Below are 3397 nucleotides of genomic sequence, written 5' to 3'. Positions count from 1 at the left end.
TGCGCAGCCAGCCCGGTTCTCAGACACTGCGCGCACAGGGGGAGGGCGCGATCTTCGCCGCGTACGGCCGCACTGCGGACCTCGAGGCCTGGCTGTCGCCCTGGGAGTACGCCCACGTCACGCTGGACGACGGCGTCGTGGCATCCGAGGTCGTCTCCCCGCCGGCGGAGCCCGCGACCGGTGATTCCGCAGAAGCCGCCGACGCAGCAGCGGGCACCGCATCCACCGATGATGCGGCGACGACCGTCGCTCCGATGTCCCCGGCAGGGTCCGACCTCTGGCTCGACGAATTCACCGACGAGGACCTGCTCATCCAGACGCTGCAGCTACCCGAGGACATGAGCGTGCTGATCGCCGCCGACGGCACCGCCCCCGCCCCGTCGCGCCTGACGATCACCTGGCCGATCGCGAACGCGACTCCGTGGGCCGGCCCCCTCATCGCGGGCGGCATCATCGTCTTGGCCATCGGAATCGTTCTCTACATCCTCGGCATCCGCCATGTCCGACGCTCGCGCGGCCCGCGCCGCAAGGGCATTCCGATGCCGCACACCCAGCCGATCGACCTCTCCGTCGAGGAGGAGGGGAAGGGGGTCGTCAGCTCGTCTCCGAGGCGCCGTTCCCTTACCGGCAAGCGTCGCGGATTCATCGCGATTCCGGCGGTGGCCATGAGCGGCCTGCTCTTCACCGGCTGCTCTTCGGAGTCCTGGCCGCAGTTCGAACCCTCACCGACACCGACGCCGACCGCGACCGTGATCGCGCCGGAGAGCCAGCAGCCCCCGGTGGTCACCGAGCCCCAAGCCGAGCGCATCCTTCAGCGCGTCGCCGAGCAGGTGGCCGCTGCCGACGAGTCACTCGACGCCGACGTCGCAGCCTCGCGGCTGACGGGACCCGCTCTCGCGGAGCGCCGCACGAATTACACCCTGCGCGGGGCGATCGCCGAGCAGAAGGCGCTGCCGCCGGTGCCGGCGGGTCCGCTGTCGATCCTGCTGCCGCAGGCGTACAAGGGGTGGCCCCGCACGTTCATGGCGGTGGTCGGCGATGAGGAGTCCGGCAACACGATCATGTTCCTGTCGCAGGAGGACCCGTGGTCGGAGTACAAGCTGTCGTACCTGGGCGGTCTGGATGCCACGACCGAGCTCCCGCTCGCGCCGGCGTACGTGGGCGCCACGCAGGTCTCACCCGACAATGCGTTCCTCGCCATCGCGCCGGAGGATCTGGCCACGGCCTACGCCGACGTGCTCAACAAGGGTGACGAGAGTCAGTACGCCGAGCTCTTCGACGACGCCGCTGACCAGTTCCGCGTGGGCGTGACGACCGACCGCGCAGCCCGTCTCGCCGCGTTCAATGAAACGGGTGCACAGACCGGCAGTCTCACGTTCGAGTCGGTGGCGGGATCCCAGCCGCCCGTTGCGCTGTCCACACTCGAGAACGGCGCCATCGTCGCAGTCACGGTGAACGAGAACGAGACGGTGAAGCCGACCACCGAGGATGCCGTCATCAAGCTCGACGGCAACCCCACGGTGTCGACGCTCACCGGGGCCACGCAGTCGGCCTCCGGGTTCACGACGACCTTCGGGGACCAACTCTTCTTCTACGTCCCGGCGAAGTCCTCCACCGAGCGGATCCAGCTGCTCGGGTACAGCTCCCACATCCTCGACGCGAAGGTGATTCCGTGACCGACCCCACCACCAGCTCCGTTCTGCGCGGCGCCGTAGACCTCTCCTCGCTGCGCAGCCGCCCGCAGCCGCCCGCCGCGGTCTCCGGTGACGGTGCTGCAGCTGCCGGCCCTTCGGCATCCGTTCCAAGCCTCATCGTGGACGTGACCGACGCCACCTTCGGTGAGATCCTCGAGCTGTCGCGCACGGTTCCCGTCGTCGTGGACCTCTGGGCCGAGTGGTGCGGGCCGTGCAAGCAGCTGAGCCCCGTGCTCGAGAAGGTGGTCACCGAGCTCGCCGGCCGCCTCGTGCTCGCGAAGGTCGACGTCGACGCCAACCCGCAGCTCGCGCAGGGCTTCCGCGCCCAGTCCATCCCGATGGTCGTCGCGCTCGTCGCAGGCCAGCCGGTGCCGCTGTTCACCGGCGCCGTTCCCGAGGCGCAGGTGCGCGAGGTGTTCGGCCAGCTGCTGCAGCTCGCCGCGCAGAACGGCGTGACCGGCACCGTTGATGCGGGAGAGCCGGGCGCCGCCACCGAGGAGTCCGAGCCTGCGTTGCCGCCGCTGCACGCCGAGGCCTTCGACGCCATCGAGGCCGGCGACTACGCGCGGGCAGCCGCCGCATACGAGCAGGCTCTCGCCGAGAACCCCCGCGATGAAGAGGCCCGCTCGGGCCTCGGACAGGTGCGACTGCTCGAGCGCGTGCAGGGGCTGGACCTGCAGGCGACCCGCGCCGCCGCGGCCGCCGCGCCGCATGACGTGCAGGCGCAGTTCGCCGTCGCCGACCTGGATGTTGCGGGCGGCCATGTCGAGGACGCCTTCACGCGCCTGCTGCAGCTGTTCGCGGAACTTCGGACCGACGAGCGTGCGCCGGTGCGCGAGCGTCTGCTGGAGCTGTTCGGGCTCGTCGGCGACGCCGACCCGCGCGTGCTGCAGGCCCGTCGCGCACTGGCCAACCTCATGTTCTGACCCGCACGGGGCGCGCGGTCACCGCTCCGCGCGCCGTGCTTTCGGCGTTCCGCGCCGAGCGTGCTTCGGTCGTCGCATCCGTCCCCCTGGCGCCGTCTCCAAGGCCGTGTGCGACGACCGAACGGGCGCGGGGCGCGCGCCGGGGTCGCGGGCTCCTGCTCGGCGCGTTTCGGTGGTCGCATCGGGACCGTCACGCGCCCCGCGAAAGGCCCGTTGCGACGACCGAATCACGCGACATCGCGCAGGCGTCGGGGCCGCGTGGCGGGCAAGCCACGCGGCCCCGAAAGCCGCAAGCGTGGGTCAGCCCTCGTGGCGGAGCCAGAGCACCCCGAGCGGGGGGAGCACCATCGTCGCGCGGCCGCCCTCGCCGGCGTGGACCGAGCCCATGTTGCCGACCCCCGAACCGCCGTATTCCGCGGCGTCGGTGTTGAGCACCTCGCGCCACGTGCCGGCAGCGGGCAGATCGAGCTCGAACCCGTGGACCGGCACACCGGAGAAGTTGCAGACGACCGTGACCACACCGCCGTCATCGTCGCGGCGCGCGAAGGCGAGGACGTTCGGGTTCCACACGGGACCGCCCACCCGTGAGAACGCGGCGCCGTCGTGGTCGCGCTGCCAGAGGGCGGGGTGCTCCCGGTACAGCCGGTTGAGCGTCGCCACATAGGAATGCAGCTGCTGGTGTGCCGGCTGGTCCAGCAGCCACCAGTCGAGGCTGCGCCCCTCGGACCACTCCGCGATCTGCCCGAACTCCTGACCCATGAACAGCAGCTGCTTGCC

At 71.0% G+C, this 3397-nt stretch carries 3 protein-coding genes; 2 read left to right on the top strand and 1 reads right to left on the bottom strand.

The genetic code is table 11. The features are described 5' to 3' along the window. On the top strand, positions 1–1676 hold a 1676-nt coding region (locus NQ160_RS20955; protein WP_257517013.1), incomplete at its 5' end, for a glycosyl transferase. After that, on the top strand, positions 1673–2620 hold the full coding sequence (locus NQ160_RS20950; RefSeq protein WP_257517012.1) for a tetratricopeptide repeat protein: 948 nt from the start codon (positions 1673–1675) through the stop codon (positions 2618–2620). The genes NQ160_RS20955 and NQ160_RS20950, both read left to right, overlap by 4 nt. Positions 2621–2920: 300 nt before the next feature. Here NQ160_RS20950 and NQ160_RS20945 read toward each other — a convergent pair. After that, on the bottom strand, positions 2921–3397 hold a 477-nt coding region (locus NQ160_RS20945; RefSeq protein ID WP_257517011.1), incomplete at its 5' end, for an alpha amylase C-terminal domain-containing protein.

The organism is Microbacterium sp. zg.Y909 (assembly GCF_024626565.1).
The sequence above is the reverse complement of the archived record's forward strand: the minus strand, read 5'-3'. Positions and strand labels throughout refer to the sequence as shown.